This is a genomic window from Falsibacillus albus, assembly GCF_003668575.1.
GTDB classification, from domain to species: domain Bacteria; phylum Bacillota; class Bacilli; order Bacillales; family DSM-25281; genus Falsibacillus; species Falsibacillus albus.
On sequence record NZ_RCVZ01000015.1, the window covers coordinates 57423 to 72649 of the forward strand.

14 protein-coding genes are annotated in these 15227 nt (G+C 41.3%); all 14 read right to left on the reverse strand.

From position 1 onward, the window contains the following. Window positions 1-50 precede the first annotated feature (50 nt). The 14 genes from D9X91_RS17905 to D9X91_RS17965 all read right to left on the reverse strand — a co-directional run bounded on the left by D9X91_RS17905 (window position 51) and on the right by D9X91_RS17965 (window position 15044). On the reverse strand, window positions 51-1412 hold the full coding sequence (locus tag D9X91_RS17905) for a hypothetical protein (RefSeq protein WP_121682029.1): 1362 nt from the start codon (window positions 1410-1412) through the stop codon (window positions 51-53). After that, window positions 1413-2792 (reverse strand): hypothetical protein, encoded by a 1380-nt coding sequence (locus D9X91_RS17910; protein WP_121682030.1) that lies wholly within the window; start codon window positions 2790-2792, stop codon window positions 1413-1415. It abuts the gene before it with no gap. Between the two features lie 265 nt (window positions 2793-3057). Next, complete coding sequence (locus D9X91_RS17915; protein ID WP_158598363.1) at window positions 3058-4314, reverse strand: Ger(x)C family spore germination protein; 1257 nt, start codon at window positions 4312-4314, stop codon at window positions 3058-3060. Next, complete coding sequence (locus D9X91_RS17920) at window positions 4287-5384, reverse strand: GerAB/ArcD/ProY family transporter (RefSeq protein WP_158598364.1); 1098 nt, start codon at window positions 5382-5384, stop codon at window positions 4287-4289. Before D9X91_RS17920 ends, D9X91_RS17915 begins: the two co-directional genes overlap by 28 nt. Beyond that, window positions 5377-6903, reverse strand: coding sequence for a spore germination protein (locus D9X91_RS17925; protein ID WP_233569840.1), 1527 nt, complete (start codon window positions 6901-6903; stop codon window positions 5377-5379). The genes D9X91_RS17920 and D9X91_RS17925 overlap by 8 nt, the downstream gene beginning before the upstream one ends. Before the next feature lie 265 nt (window positions 6904-7168). Next, a complete protein-coding gene (locus D9X91_RS17930) occupies window positions 7169-7651 on the reverse strand; it encodes a hypothetical protein (protein WP_121682034.1) in 483 nt (160 codons plus the stop codon). A 66-nt stretch (window positions 7652-7717) separates the two neighbouring features. After that, window positions 7718-8365 (reverse strand): nucleoside deaminase, encoded by a 648-nt coding sequence (locus D9X91_RS17935; protein WP_121682035.1) that lies wholly within the window; start codon window positions 8363-8365, stop codon window positions 7718-7720. A 148-nt stretch (window positions 8366-8513) separates the two neighbouring features. Further along, entirely contained in the window at window positions 8514-9338 is an 825-nt protein-coding gene (locus tag D9X91_RS17940) for an MBL fold metallo-hydrolase (RefSeq protein ID WP_121682036.1), read from the reverse strand. A 276-nt stretch (window positions 9339-9614) separates the two neighbouring features. Next, on the reverse strand, window positions 9615-10469 hold the full coding sequence (locus D9X91_RS17945; protein WP_121682037.1) for an STAS domain-containing protein: 855 nt from the start codon (window positions 10467-10469) through the stop codon (window positions 9615-9617). Window positions 10470-10529: 60 nt separating this feature from the next. Further along, window positions 10530-11060, reverse strand: coding sequence for a hypothetical protein (locus D9X91_RS17950; protein WP_148709089.1), 531 nt, complete (start codon window positions 11058-11060; stop codon window positions 10530-10532). Between the two features lie 21 nt (window positions 11061-11081). Continuing rightward, window positions 11082-11216, reverse strand: coding sequence for a hypothetical protein (locus D9X91_RS23060; protein WP_267900821.1), 135 nt, complete (start codon window positions 11214-11216; stop codon window positions 11082-11084). A gap of 199 nt (window positions 11217-11415) precedes the next feature. Continuing rightward, complete coding sequence (locus tag D9X91_RS17955) at window positions 11416-12261, reverse strand: SDR family oxidoreductase (RefSeq protein ID WP_121682039.1); 846 nt, start codon at window positions 12259-12261, stop codon at window positions 11416-11418. A 186-nt stretch (window positions 12262-12447) separates the two neighbouring features. Next, a complete protein-coding gene (locus D9X91_RS17960) occupies window positions 12448-13368 on the reverse strand; it encodes a ketopantoate reductase family protein (RefSeq protein ID WP_121682040.1) in 921 nt (306 codons plus the stop codon). A gap of 224 nt (window positions 13369-13592) precedes the next feature. Continuing rightward, window positions 13593-15044 (reverse strand): carbon starvation CstA family protein, encoded by a 1452-nt coding sequence (locus D9X91_RS17965; protein WP_121682041.1) that lies wholly within the window; start codon window positions 15042-15044, stop codon window positions 13593-13595. Between the last annotated feature and the right edge of the window lie 183 nt (window positions 15045-15227).

A 15227-nucleotide genomic window follows, 5' to 3' on the forward strand; every position in this document is an offset into this window, starting at 1 on the left:
TACCATTTATTATTCCCGAATCGTGCATGGTCTTCAAACAATTTGATTTCCTAAGGTTTTTTCACCATGACTTCTTTTGAGACGTCCATACCGATTTTACTTTCTAGATTATCTATTTCAAAATGGAGTTCCTTTGCATCCCGAAGATTATTCTTTACAAACATCAACCCTAAAACGCCCTGGTCGTTTCTCATCGTTCCCGTAAATGTGATGTTTTCGTTATTCTCATCCAAAATAGTGGTTTCTGTCGGAAATTCCCTTCCGCTATTCCCCAAATCTTTCGGATTGAAATATTCCACATCCAGATGCGGCTGCCTCTCGTCAATCTTAGGGTCATCTACAAATGAGAAATTATAGATGATATTATCATTTTGAACCTCTATAGAATCAAGATTGACGGAAGTATTATTTACTTCCCCGAGTTTTCGATCCCGGACTTCTGAATAAATACCATTCGCATCCAGCTTTTCCTTCTCTATATTCTTTACAGAAAAATCAAGCTTGTCATCACCAAAGAATTTGATCCCGCTCACTTCGAATGTAATCGATTTGGGAATGGCATTGAAAGATTGGAAATCAAGCTCATATTCATCCTCAGCACCGTTTCCCGGGAAGAGGAAGGCATTTTCCATCGACTTTTCTTCACCACCATCTGTTGTCATTTTCATATCGATTGCGGTTACCCCTTTCACATGGAAAGACGGGTCGATTTTCAAGTCAAGTGTGGTGGTCCCCACGTTTGTTTCGATTTTCTCCAGTACGATGTTCACACCATTATCATGCATTTCCTCATTTATAGGAATCTTCTTTATTGCTTTGTTTTTATACTGATATCTAAAATGCATTCTCACTCCCCTAAGTGATTTTTTCTTTCCATCAATTTCAAAATCAAAATCTGCTGGAATATCTGCATCCATATTCTCTTCTGGATTTCTTTTGTAATTCAATAAAGGAGGGATGCTGATGACTTGATATAATTTATGATCAAAATATATGTCCTGTCCGGTATGCAACTGTTGATCCTGATCATATAGACTATCCATATACCCATTTTCATGGCCTATAGAAAGACCGGTCAACTTCGGTAATTTTTTCTTTGAACTTTTAAGCAATCCGATATTTTCATCGACATCGATGCTGTACAATATGTTTACTTTATCCTCATTTGCCCACATTTTTTCTATGTGCATTTTTTTATCCGTATCCGGCAGGAGGATTTCCTCCGGGACGGAGAAAACCTTTCCATTTTCCTCTGCCTTTTTAAGACCTGGATATTGTTTATACAATGCTGTACGTAATTCGTCCGCAGTTCCTGCACTTTGAACATTTGCATTCATATGATGATCGCCAAGCAGCGCATTTGCAATGAATATCCCCGCGATGATGCTGGCAATGATGATCCCCTTCTTCAATCATTTCTCCCCGCTTTCTGTCGATAGATCCAAATGGAACTCTTTATCTAATTGGATGCTGTATTGGAATTTTTTCACTTCAAAGTGAAGGTCATTGGAATGTTGAATAAATTCCTTGTTTAATTTCAATCCGTATTCATTTGTACCTTCATTTGCAAAATCTTCGAATTGCACTTCCTCGCCCTTTTCATTCTTACCTGAAATTTGTGCAGGCTCTGATTTAAGCTGTTTTGATTTATACCAATTTACCGGAAACATATCGGTCGGATCAAGTTTCGGCTTGCGCCTGTCTATTACGCCTACATCCTCATACTTAAATGTGAACAGCATCATGCTTGAATCGAAAACTGCTTTTTCCAAGTAAATATTCGTCTGCTTGGCAGTCAATAGCAGCTTATGATAGGTTTTCCCATGCTTCTCATGCTGTAAATCCTGAATATTTTTCAGGTCGAATTCCAACTTGTCATTCCCAAGAAACCCAGCTCCTTTAATGATGAAATCAAGAGATGATGGCATCTCGTTAAATGGCATGGAATGTATGACATATTCATTGGAATCAGCACCAACAGGTATCGGCCTATTCGACATCGGCCAAAAGCTTTGATCAGAAAGCAGGAACATGTCCAGTTCTTTAAGCAATACATCATTTGCTGGAACATCCAATCTAACATATAAGGCATTCTCTGAATCACTCGTCACCAGTCGTTCGATTTGAAGAGTGTGGTCCCTGATCACAACAGATTTATCGATTTTCCATTCTTTTAAAGAAGGATCACGATAATCGTATCGGATTGGAATTTTCGCATCATTGATCGAGATTGTTTTTCCATCCATTTGCATCGTGATGTCGACAGGCAGCTCGATGTTGATATGCTGGATAGGATCTTGATTCATCATTTTGACCGAGCCAAAATTGACAGAATAATAGATTCGGTGGTTATAATAGATTCCATTTTGCACAGACTTCTCATTATTGTCTTTGAAAGCTTTGAGAAAGGTATCATCATTGAAAATTTTCATTGCGGTGATTTTCGGGACCCCTTCGCCAGGGTCTTTCAGCATGTCCGCTTTTTCATCTGTATCGACGCTGTAGAGAAAACGAAGATCGTCGCCGTCGAGCCACATCTTTTCAATATGTATGTATTTGTCCGTATTCGGAATGTTAATATCTTTATGTATTACCTTTGATTCTCCTTTTTTCTCCGCCTTCTTCAGTCCAGGAGATATTTGGTACTGTAAATGTTCAAAGTCTTCCTTGCTTGAAACATGGTTCAGACTGGCGCTGGTTTGATCGTCCCTTCCAAGCAGGGCATTTCCTGCGAAGACCGTGACAATCAATCCCCCGATGATTAGCGATTTCTTTAAAGAAAATTTCCCCATTTCCTACTCCCTTTTTCTAAATAATATAAATAGTTATTTTTAGATAGTTTAGCATTAATTGGCAAATATGAAAAACACCGATTGCTAATCGGTGTTTTAAGGATTGAAAAAGAATATATAAATAGATAAGAAAAAATTAAGCAATCCCAATAGTACAATGGTGAAAGATGCAAACTTTTTCCCTGTACGATTAACCACGCGCGCGTATAGGAAGCAATAATAACTAATATAAACAGCTAAAAGCATTAGCACCCATCTCATTGCATCAATCCTTTATTTTTTCTAATTTTTCCGGCCTCAACTGTTTTCCGAAACTGTCCAGCTTAACATGGTACTTTACCTTTATATTTGCGTTGGGGTATGATTTCATCCAATTATATTTTACATAGTCATCAATCGTTACAAATTCTTTTCTGGCAGTGACTGACCAATAAAACGGTTCTGCTTTGTATTCATTTTGGGTCTTTTCAATCAATTTTTCTGATTGTTGTTCTAAATTTTTCTCCAACGACTTTTTTAACACCTTCTGTTTTTGAAGATTTTCTACATAATTCACCATACTCGGAATATACACGATGCCGATGTCCATCCACTCCTCTACCAATATCCGCGGTGCAGTCCCATCGATATTGGCTTTTACTACCGTTTGAATATTCTTTGCCCTGCCAGTGATTCTGAAATGATCGTCCAATGGATCTGGGAATGTAAAAAAGATTTTCCTTGGCTTTTTGTCATCGCGGAGAACAGCGGTCAATCTTGTCTCTTCCCCGGTTAATGCACCAATCATTTTGCCGTTCTTAAACACTGCTGAGCCAATGATTTGCACCTGTGTACCACCTTGCTTATTGATTTGTCCTGGATAGAAATCATCTTCATTGGGATCTTCCTTTGGAGCTTCTTGTTTCGCTGTCGTATAGATGGCCAAAGATAAGCCGGCATCTGCCTGAGTATCATGTATAAAAGTGTGAAGGGTAGACCTTGGGGACATTGCATTCGTCTCCCACCTTCTTGACATATAATCATAGAACTTATGGGGGCTCGACTCAAACGCAGACGCATTATTCCTTAAGTAATCCGAAGCTTTCTCTTTTGAAACTATCAGGTACATATCCCTCCGTATTTGCCGGTCCCTCATCAAGGAGGAAATGATCTCGAAGAAATGCCTGGACCTGGCGAGTTCCTCGCTGACGACAATTGCCTTTGTATGATAAAAATTAATGTTCCTTGTTTCTGAAGCATTGACCAAGTCCCTTCCGGAAATGGCATCTGGTGCTGTCAAAGTAATGGTTTTCTCTTCTTTTATATCATCTGACTTTGGTCCTGCGACCGGATTTGCTATTTGATAGGTCACGTCAAATCCTCTCTTCCCCACCGATGGAGCATCGAGCCCAATGACGATCACAAATCCTTCTTCTTCAATTTCCAATCGATCCGCACATCCTGACAAAACCCATGATGAAATTATTAATCCTAGCAACAGGGCAATTTTAGATGTCACTTTGCTGCACCTGCCTTTTTCCATTTCATGACGCTCCATAATATCGGGGGGAGAAGGAACAGAAATATCCAGCTTCCCTGAAGGATAAATTCCCCCCTAAAAATATAGGCATTGATAACATTATTCTCTGGAAGTACACCAAGAAGAATGATCAAAAAACTGAATGGCAAAAGAAGCGGCTCAAATTCTTTTAGCTTGAATGTGTAGGCAAACGTGGCTGTTGAAACGTATATGTAGATCGCAAAACGGACAATACTTGCAACCGTCCAAAATCCAAGGAATAATGCCTCAATATTTGATACATATCTACCTAGCTTAAGCATCCTAGTGATTTCCTGAAAAGGATAGCTGATGATTTCAATCCCTGGGTAATCAAATAGCATAATGTACATCCCCCAAAATATGGCTATTTCCACCAAAACAATGCCATAGCCAATAAAGCTGGCTGTCTTGAATGTCTTATAATCCTTAAAGAAAGGGAAAAGCATTGAAAAAAAGAGCAAATCCGAGGTGATGGAAGAATAGCTTACACCCTGTTTCATTACATTCGTCCATCCATAACCTGCAATCGGGAAAAGATATCCCACATGTATATTTTTCCATATTAATAAAATGATGAAAATTAAAGAAACTTTAATATAAGGGAGCGAAATCCAAACGGTATTCGTTATAGACTGCAGCCCCCTGTTGGCAACAAAATAGGCAAGACCAACAAACACTAAATAAATGAGCACCTTTGACGTTTCTGGAAAGAACATCGTATTAATGATGTCCACGTAGCTTCTAGTGTTGCTGATTGAGCTTGAAAAAGAAATAAAAAACAACGTCATTCCAATGAACCATCCCACATATTTACCAAATAGATCATGAATAATCGCTATTAAATCCAGATTTTCATATGTTTTTAATATCTTTAACAAAAATATGAACGGGACGATCATTACAAGACCTGAAATAAAAGGAACCATCCATGCCGCATTTGCCGTTTCTTTAAATAAAATAGTAGGTGTCGTATCAGTAAACTTGATGCCAAGGCTCAATAATATCAAAGCAACAAATTCTCTTGTCCCTACTTTACGAGTGGCATTATTCACTTTGATTCCCCTCTTCTTTTTGCATCCGCTGCACTTCCTTCGGCAAGACATGAAATGGCCTGAGCCATTGCTTCCACATCGGGGGCCTAACGATCAAATCTTTTGAAGATCGATAATGCGGGGCCATTGGGGCTAAAAATGGCACACCAAATGACGTCACTGAGGCCATATACGCAATGCACGCAGTCAAACAGCCCGCTATTCCAAAAAGACCGAAGAAACTCCCCGCAATCAAGAATAGATATGTTGTCAGCCGAATCATATAATTGAAAGATAAATTGGGGATAGCAAACGAAGCCAACCCTGTCAAGGCTACCACAATCACTAAAATCGGACTGATGATATTTGCTTGAACAGCTGCTTGACCAAGGATCAAAGCTCCGACGATTCCAATGGTGGGGCCGATCGGACTCGGTACCCTCACGCCACCTTCCCTGATCAGCTCAAACGCCACCGACAACAAGATTATTTCAAATACTGCCGGGAATGGAACCTTTTGACGCGTTGCGGATATTGACAGAACAAGATCGGTAGGCAGCATCTCTTCATGAAAGTCGGTAATGGCAATATAAAGGGCTGGTGTCAATACAGTGACAAATATAGCCATTAAACGGATAAGCCTTGAAAAATTCCCATAAAACCATCTTGAGTAAGAGTCTTCCGATGTTTGAAACAATGACCAAAACGTCACAGGTGCAATCAAGCAGCTTGATGAAGTGTCCATCAATAACACAACATGCCCTTCTTTTAAAAATGCCACAGCGCGATCAGGTCTTTCTGTATATAATAAGGTTGGGATGATTGAATATGGCCGCTCCTCTAAATGCTGTTCTAAAATTTCCAGGTTTTGAAGCTGGTCGATGGAAATTTCATTGATTCTTTTTTTAACCTTTTCCACGAGGCCATCCCCTACCACATCATTCATATAAAGGATTCCTACCTGACTGACTGCTTTATTGCCGACATTCATATATTCTGTAATTAATTCCTGAGATTTTAATTGCTTTCTGACCAATGAAATATTGACAGCTATGGACTCAATGAATGATTCCTTCGGTCCTTTTAATACGTGTTCATTCTCAGGCTTTTCCACACTTCTTTTTTCAAATCCGGTTGTATTAATCACTAACATGTCCTCATGGTCCACAATCAACAATGAATTACCTGAAAGAATTGAATCAATACATTCGACGATATTTCTTGTGAGGTTCACTTCCATATTTGTCAGTATCGAGTCTTTGACCATTTCTGGAATAGTGCCACACATTTCAGAAGCTTCATTTGTCAGCAGAGACTTTATCAATTGATTTTCAATGGCTTCTTGATTGACTGTCCCTTTTAAATAAAAAATTACTCCAAAATTTGAAATGGAAGAAATATACACATTTCTTTCTACCAAATCCTTATTAGAGGGGGCATGAAATATCGAACGGATTTCATCCCTTTTTTGTTCAATCCCGGTTCCTGCTTCTCTTTTGTTTTCAGTATGAGAACCCTTCTTGGGTAAAAATCGTTTCAACTTCATCCTCCTCCTTCCCATTCAACTATTAGCTTTTATCCAGCCTATATTTTTATCCATTTTTTCCTCTTGTTTTTTGTAGTGATTTTTTTATTCCGGTCAAGCAAGCCTTTCCTGAGATGAATACTTTTTATATTGTCAAAGCAGACTCTTAGGATAGCAGGCAGTCAGTCCTCCGTAGTCTCGTACCTTCCTCTCCAATCAACAAACAAGTATGGAAGGTTTTAAAAAAAAAATGACTTCCGCATACTTTGCGAAAGCCAGACTAGTTTACCGATGACCGATGAAGGTTTGTTTTCCTGAAAGATTCCATCCAATGTTGAATTCCATACATAATCATTGATTTAGCCAAAAACAATAGCCATAATTGGTACTTTTTCAGCCTGCCTTGCTTGAAAATGCCCAATCTGGTGAAAAGCGCATTAAATGGATAAATGAAGATACCGTCTACTATGGCATTCAAGCTTAAATAAAAAAAGATATTTCCATAGCTCAACGTCAACAGCCACAGAGATCCTGCCATAAAGGGACCGAAAATGAACGGTGATTCCACTGTCAGCTTTGAATGAAGCTTTTGGAGGATGATCCACCATTTCCACTTTTTTGCGAAGTGGCTTTCGACCAGAATGAAACCGCTCATGAAAACAGCAGCTGGAGAGAATCGTTTTATATTCCGCCATCCTAAAAAAGGAATTGTCGCCCATGAGACGATAACCATAAGAGTCAAAATCCATTTATATTTATTCACGGCACTAACCCCCTTTGGAATTAGCTTGTGTATTCACATCAATTCTATTCTTCCTAAACGGATGTTCTAGCTTGCCGTCAAGTGTATTTCTGTAAGGATTCTGTTGAATATGGCACCAAATCCTTTTTGTTCAAGCTGTACCTGCTCCAGGACACCATCCTCAAACCATTTCTCTCCAATCTCCACTCCCATTGGACAATCCTTCCTCCAGCTTTCGAGCAGCTCTTGGACCAAATGCCCCCTATTTAAAACGAAAACTGTTTTCAGGACAATCTGAACGATTTCCAATTCTTTAAATGGTCCTGTCACCACCATGGCTTTACTTTCAAGATAAGGGTTTGCATCCTTTAAATCCGTACACCCTGCCATGCCATCCTTCGCAGCATAGACCACCCTCCTTAGCCCGGACATGACTGCCGCCCCGAAACACATCGGGCATGGCTCCATAGTAGAATACAGCGTATATTCCTTTCGATTGATATTTGTTTCCCTGTTATCAATCTTCAGTATGGCATTTACTTCTGCATGAGCAATTTTGTTGGCGTAAATCTCTCTTCCCACGCCTGCATTTTCGTAAACTTTGTTTCTTCCTTTTGATATGATGATCCCATTTTCATCAGTAATGACAGCCCCAATCGGAAAAGACCCTTTGCAATAGGACTCCCACGCTTCCTCAAAACATGATTGCCAATGAGTATGTAAGGAACTCCACATGGCCACTCCACCCCTTATAAGATAATTCCATTACATTATACCTTAATTTTCCTGCAAGCTAATAGCAGCCAGCATCGAATATCCTTGGAATTTGTAAAGATAAGGGGTGCCCCATGGTGCCTGGCACCAGGGTACACCCCTTCCTATATCATGTTTCAAATAATGTTCCTTCTAGAGCAGAAATATATCGTTGTGCTGAGTTGATGACGGATATTTTAGCATCATCCCGGATGATGCGGTGAAATGCCCCGTATAGACGATCAAAGTCAATTGATGATATTTTCTGTTGTATTTCACGGACCTTTTTACTTGGCAGCGGAATGGAATTGGGATAGCTGTACATAAAACTTACCCAGTTCCGATCAGCTACAACCTGAATGATATCCCCGCTGAATAGGATCCCTTTTCCGTTTTTTCCTGCCTCCCAATTCAGGACGGCACCTCCTTTGAAATGCCCTCCCAAGCGCGATAAGGTGATCCCGCCAAACAGCTCATGGTGTTCGCCTGACCAAAACCTGATATTCTCACTGTTGCGCATCACCCATTGTGAATCATCTTCATGAATATAAACCGGGCATCCAAATGCTTCTGCCCATTCGACTTGTGATGAATAATAATGGGGGTGAGATAAAGCAATGGCGTTAATTCCACCGAGTTCTTGTACTTTAGCAATTGTCTCTTCATCCAAATATGTTATGCAGTCCCACAACACATTGCCGGCCTCCGTCTGAATCAAATATGCAGTCTGTCCGATTGCAAATCCTGGTTTCGTCGTGATGCTGTAGATTCCTCTCTCTTCCTGGAGAATATCATTCTTTAGCTGCCCGCTTCTTATCAATGTATTCAAAGATGTCCATGCCTGGCCTGCCTCTTTTACATATTGGCGCTCATCCTCACAAATCGGGCAGGCTTCCGGCTGTCCATCCATTTCTCCAAATTGCGTCCCGCACGTACAACATATCCATTTTTCCATGTCTATTCACTCCTTTCCTCAATTATATAAGAAAGGCTATTACTTCCAGTCATTACGGAGAATGAAATATTGCTACGACTTTTGTATGAAGATAAAATCCAGACAATTCACAGTGAATTCTCTCAGCTTTTAGCCATAGAAAAATCCCCTTCAAGTTCCATTCCTTCCTCCATAGTAACATGGAGGTTTTTTTGAATGTCTACTTAAAGGGGATAAATATCAGCCCTCGAATTTGTCTTCTGTCTTAATCTTTTCAGATTAGGATTTTACTATGCTTCAATTCACTTTTTTAACACGAAAATCGTGGTCATGCAGTGCTTGTTTTAAGCTGCTGTGCGTCGAAACATCTTTGAAGTTGATGCCAAGCTGAACGGCGGTTTGTGCCACCTCGGGACGAATCCCGGACAAAATCGATTCGACACCGACCAATTTCAGCGTGCTCATTACTTGAAAAATTTGATGAGCTACCATCGTATCGATGATTGGAACACCTGACAAATCGATGAACAGCTGAGAAAGGTTTTTCTCGACACACTGAGCCAATGTATTTTCAAGGATTCTCTTCGCTCTTTCCGTATCAATATCACCGATGATCGGAAGAACACCGATATAATCCGAAATAGGGATGATAGGTGAACTTAACTCATAGATCATTTCTTGTTGGGCTGTCATTCTGGATGAAGTAACTTGATAGTATTTTTCTGAATACAGTTCAAGTACGAAGTCCACAGTATTTTGTAAATGACGGTTCCAAGAAAGCATTTCATCCATGGAAATTTCTAGCTCTACACTCTGGATGAAGTCTTCCAGGGCTGCCATCAAAATGTTGCGGAATTTTTTAAACTGATGAACGGTTTCCTGGATGGGGGTATATGTGCTTGCCCGATCCTCCGCAACATTTTTCGCCCATTTTTTAATCTCTTGCAGATTCTCTTCATTGCTGCTCACAAAATTCTCTGCTACAAATTTAATAAATATTCCATTTTGTTCCATCAATCGCTTCTCATGATGGGGAGCGGCATTTTTTGAATAGATTGAAGGGCTTTCTTCTCTCGAATTCAACCATTCCTTTGTCAATTCATTAGATTGAGCAAGGATGTATTCGCACAATGCTTTATTTTTTTGATTCAATTTTTATACCTCCACTAAACTCCGTATCTATCAAAACCATAACATAATTCATTACTAATGTCAGTTTTTGTAGATTTTCCACCTTGCGGGCACGATTGGCCTCTTTTGATGACCGATTTCCGTACGAGCGACTCCTTGCGGGCACCAAAGACCTCTTTTGATGACCGTTTTCCGTACGAGCGCCTCTTTGCGGGCATCATAAGCCTCTTTTGATGACCGGTTTCCGTACGAGGGTCTCCTTGCGGGCATCATAGGCCTCTTTTGATGACCGTTTTCCGTACGGGCACCTCCTTGCGGGCACGATTGGCGTCTTTTGATGACCGGTTTCCGTACGGGCGCCTTCTTGCAGGCACCAAAGACCTCTTTTGATGACCGGTTTCCGTACGGGCACCTCCTTGCGAGCATCATAAGCCTCTTTTGATGACCGATTTCCATACGAGCGCCTTCTTGCGGGCACGATTGGCGTCTTTTGATGACCGGTTTCCGTACGGGCGCCTTCTTGCGGGCACCAAAGACCTCTTTTGATGACCGGTTTCCGTACGGGCACCTCCTTGCGAGCATCATAAGCCTCTTTTGATGACCGATTTCCATACGAGCGCCTTCTTGCGGGCATCATAGACCTCTTTTGATGACCGGTTTCCGTACGAGCGACTCCTTGCGGGCATCATAGGCCTCTTTTGATGACCGTTTTCCGTACGAGCGCCTCTTTGCGGGCATCATAAGCCTCTCTTGATGACCGATTTCCATATGAGCGCCTTCTTGCGGGCATCATAGACCTCTTTTGATGACCGGTTTCCGTACGAGCGCCTTCTTGCGGGCATCATAGGCCTCTTTTGATGACCGGTTTCCGTACGAGCCCCTCCTTGCGAGCATCATTGGCCTCTCTTCATAACCGGCTTCCGTACGAACAACTCCTTAACGATCACTAAATTTAATCGAAGACCATTCACTTATCAAGACGCTTCATGATCAAGTGCTCCATCAATCTCCATGGCAAAACCTTTTTTAGCCAAATAAATGATTTGATCCCTTTGCCCATTGGGTATCTTAGCTTCCGAAATCCACGATGATTGACAAGATAGGTGATCTGTTGAGCAATTCCAATTGGATTTCCCCGCTTTTGTCCACCTTTCTCAAGTTCGTTTTCAAGCTGAAGCATATAGGGAAAATAAGGGGAATCTTTTTGTAGAGATTTCGGGGCAACCTTCTTTCCAGCTGACCAAATATTCGTTGAGTACGACCCAGGTTCGATAATGACTACATCGATCCCAAATGGCTTTACCTCCAATCGGAGACTTTCACTCCAACCTTCCAGGGCAAACTTGGAAGAAACATAAGGTGATAATCCTGGAAACCCGATTTGGCCGCTGACACTTCCCATATTGATAATCAATCCAGAAGTATTTTTTCTCATTATCGGAAGAACGGCTTGGGTGACTGCAATCAATCCAAAGAAATTTGTTTCGAACTGTAACTTATACTCCTCGATCGTTACTTCCTCGGCAAACCCGCCCTGCGCGTACCCGGCATTGTTGACCAGCACCTCGATCCGCTCAAACCGATTTACATTTTTTCTAAACTGTTCGATTGAAGGATGCGAGGCAACATCCAGTTCGATGATCTCAATATATTGTTCAACATGATTTTCTTTTGCGAAATCAAGGATAATTTGCTTTTTTTCTAGATTGCGGATGGCAGCCAGCACATAAAAGCCATTTTTCGCCAGCTCGATTGCTGTAAGAAGTCCAAACCCGCTGGAAGCACCTGTTATAACCGCTGTTTTTCTTTTCATTGCTGCTCTCCTTCATGGGACAAGTTTTTTTATGATACAATTCTTCCATTCTAAATTCCATGGCTGACTGTGAAAACCCTCTTCATGGTTAAAGTTCTTTCCCGGCAATCGGATAACTGTCATTTTCCATTCTATTCAGTCATAAAAAAAGTCTGGTCCAGCAGGAGATGGACCAGACGCATTAAATCATGAATGCAGATTTTTTTCATAGATTTTCAAGTTTGCATAAATGACGTTCAAAATTGGCGTTTGAACGTCATTTTCCTTTGCGATGTTAAGTAGATTACCGAATAGATGCTCAGCTTCTATCAACGATCCCTTTTCCATGTCGCGCTGAAGCGAGGATTTCATCCCATACCCGATTTCAGTAAGCTTGGCAGAAAGATTCTCCTTAATATCCGGAGAAACGGGAGCATTTACTGAAACGGCAATTGCATTCACTTCCTCGATCAACTGAAGCATCACTTTTCTGCCTTCCTCTTGTTCGCGGATTGGTCCTATCGAGGATCGAAATAAAGAAGTAACCCCTGACATGGTGGATATAAATAAATATTTATGCCACATTTCCTGCATAATCTGATCTGATAATCGAATGGCTGCCCCGCTGTCCCTAAGTACAGAGTCCAGTCTCTCAATCCTCTCTGTCCTTTCTCCGCTTCGTTCTCCGAAAACAAGTTCATGAATGGAACTCGTTTGGACTATATGGCCCCCTTCATTCAAAGTAGCTTCGATAAAGCAAAGACCACCCAGAATATTATCCTTTGGAAAATATTCTTCCATTTTTTCCAGCTGAGATATTCCGTTCAGCATCGGCAAAATAAGTGTATCCTCGTGGACAAATCCTTTCAGATCAACGAGCGCTTCATCCAAGTGATAGGCCTTGGTGGAAATAAAAATCACATCAAACACTTGATCCTTTTCACTTGCCGTTATCAGTTTAGGCTGCAACTCTACATCTCCGTGGATACTCTTGATTATAAGTCCACTCTCCTCAAGCTGCTTCTTTCTATTCTCACGGACAAGAAAAGTGACATCCTCTCCTTTTTCCGCAAGCCTGCCTCCAAAGTATCCTCCTACTGCTCCTGCACCGACAACTAATAGTTTCATATTACTCCTCCTCAAGTTGAAAGGCCGTCCCCTAAGTGCCAGGCACTCTCATCGGGACAGCCTACATTAAATTCAATAAGTTGCGAGAATCCACCCCACCGCCAGCAGAAAAATCATCCCTAAAACAAATTTCGCTGGAGCAGGCAGCTTATCCTTCCCCTTACTGTTTATTCTCGCTTCTTCCTCAGTGGTCAACCGGTGATTGTTAGGATTGCAGCATCCCATCAGGCAACGCTGTTCCAGCCAGTGATGTCCTCTTCAAGAGGAAGTGCCTGGCTACGTGCTTTGATGGCAGCTCTAAAGAACAATGCGGTAATGGCAGCCGTTATGATCGCTGCGCCAATATAAGAAACATTCAAAGGAAGTCCGAACCCGATAGCGGCGTTTAAAATGTAAGTAGTAGTCGCCATCGTCATGAAAATTCCCGGTACGATCGCAATCCAATAATTTTTCTTGGCAATGAACAAATACATTGCTCCGACCCAAAGTGCTATGACAGCGGTGGATTGATTTGCCCAGGAAAAATATCTCCATAGCAGAGTGAAATCAATTTTTGTCAGTGCAAAGGAAATGGCGAACATTGGCAAAGCAATCCATAATCGGCTGACAATTTTCTTTTGGGAATAGTTGAAATAGTCGGCAATGATCATACGTGCACTGCGGAATGCAGTGTCTCCTGAAGTAATCGGCAAGATGATGACGCCAAGAATCGCAAGCGTCCCGCCGATGGAACCAAGCATCATCGTTGAAGCCTTGCTTACGATTGCCGCAGGACCGCCTTCAGCAAGGATTTCACTCAGACCATGATAACCGTGGAAAAGGCTCATGGCCGCGGCTGCCCAAATCATCGCAATGACACCTTCTGCAATCATCATCCCATAAAAGATCTTTCGTCCTTGGCCTTCTCTTTCCGTCGTTCTTGAAATGATTGGTGTCTGCGTTGCATGGAAGCCTGACAGCGCTCCGCAGGAAATGGTCAAGAACAGCAGCGGAAAGATTGGTGCATGATCAGGATGCATATTCTTCAATGTTAGTTCTGGAATAGGTGCACCGGATATAATAAGCTTGACGCCTACTCCTACTGCACTGATCAAAAGCAAAGCCCCAAAAATCGGATAAAAACGGCCGATGATTTTATCGATCGGCAAGATGGTTGCCAAAATATAATAAACAAAAATTGCTCCCAAGATGATTCCAAGCGATAACCAGCCGTTCATCAAAGACTGCAGCAATGTTGCAGGCGATGTAACGAATACTGTGCCGACCAGAAGTAAAAGCAAAATAGCAAATGCATTGACAACATGCTTCATGAATTTCCCTAAGAACTTCCCTGCCAGTTCAGGCAAATGAGCTCCGCGGTTGCGAATGGAAATCATACCTGTTAGATAATCATGGACAGCCCCTGCAAAAATACAGCCGGCGACGATCCATATAAATGCAACAGGACCATATAACGCACCCATGATTGGTCCAAAAATAGGGCCGACCCCTGCAATATTCAGCAACTGAATCAATGAATTTTTCTTCGTATTCATCGGCAAATAATCGATGTTGTCCTGGTGTGTATAGGCAGGCGTCGTTCTCTCTTCCTTTACCCCGAAGACTTTTTCAACAAATTTACCGTATGTGAAGTATCCGACAATTAATAAAATGATTCCCCCAATAAATGTAAACATGGAATGATCCCCCTTGCTCAATTTTGAATACGCTTACATAAAGTATAAAACAGTAAATATTCAAAAATCTGAATCTTGCACCAACATGTCAAAATCCGATGATGACATGTCGGTATCATGAATTATCATGTAAAAAACATGATAAGGGGACCGTCATTACTTCAATCCAATCACTGGGTAACA

Coding starts and splice junctions, on each gene's coding strand:
- D9X91_RS17910 (WP_121682030.1), bottom strand. CDS start 2,792: ATGGGGAAATTTTCTTTAAAGAAATCGCTAATCATCGGGGGATTGATT.
- D9X91_RS17915 (WP_158598363.1), bottom strand. CDS start 4,314: ATGGAAAAAGGCAGGTGCAGCAAAGTGACATCTAAAATTGCCCTGTTG.
- D9X91_RS17935 (WP_121682035.1), bottom strand. CDS start 8,365: ATGTGGAGTTCCTTACATACTCATTGGCAATCATGTTTTGAGGAAGCG.
- D9X91_RS17940 (WP_121682036.1), bottom strand. CDS start 9,338: ATGGAAAAATGGATATGTTGTACGTGCGGGACGCAATTTGGAGAAATG.
- D9X91_RS17950 (WP_148709089.1), bottom strand. CDS start 11,060: ATGGAAATCGGTCATCAAAAGAGGCTTATGATGCTCGCAAGGAGGTGC.
- D9X91_RS23060 (WP_267900821.1), bottom strand. CDS start 11,216: ATGGAAATCGGTCATCAAGAGAGGCTTATGATGCCCGCAAAGAGGCGC.
- D9X91_RS17955 (WP_121682039.1), bottom strand. CDS start 12,261: ATGAAAAGAAAAACAGCGGTTATAACAGGTGCTTCCAGCGGGTTTGGA.
- D9X91_RS17960 (WP_121682040.1), bottom strand. CDS start 13,368: ATGAAACTATTAGTTGTCGGTGCAGGAGCAGTAGGAGGATACTTTGGA.
- D9X91_RS17965 (WP_121682041.1), bottom strand. CDS start 15,044: ATGTTTACATTTATTGGGGGAATCATTTTATTAATTGTCGGATACTTC.